Origin of the sequence: Mesorhizobium sp. M8A.F.Ca.ET.181.01.1.1 (genome assembly GCF_004792025.1) — a bacterium.
In the GTDB taxonomy this organism is placed as follows: domain Bacteria; phylum Pseudomonadota; class Alphaproteobacteria; order Rhizobiales; family Rhizobiaceae; genus Mesorhizobium.
This window is the reverse complement of the sequence record NZ_SRTV01000199.1, coordinates 1-313: the sequence shown is the minus strand read 5'-3', so window position 1 is coordinate 313 and position 313 is coordinate 1. Positions and strand designations below refer to the sequence as shown.

General features: G+C 66.5%; 1 pseudogene. It reads right to left on the bottom strand.

The features are described 5' to 3' along the window. Window positions 1-313, bottom strand: a pseudogene (locus EN824_RS34230) ((S)-ureidoglycine aminohydrolase); the annotation flags it as partial.

The following is a 313-nucleotide window of genomic DNA, read 5'->3' as shown; positions in this document are numbered from 1 at the left end:
CAGCAAAACGGTCAGCTCGCCCTCGACCACGAAAAAGGCACCCTCGGCGCCGGCATCCGGTTCAGGCCGGTCGCTGCCGCCGCCGGGCGCGACCTCGACGATATATTGCGAAAACGTCTCGGCGAAGCCGGACAGCGGGCGCGACAGCACCCAGACGCGTGTCTTTTCCCAGAACGGCAGGGCGCTGGTGACGATGTCCTGCATCACTCCCCTTGGAATGACGGCATAGGCCTCGGAGAAGATAGCCCGGCCGGTCAGCAGCTCACTCTGGCCTGGGTGGCCGCCCTGCGGCGCGTAGTAGAATCGGTCGGCC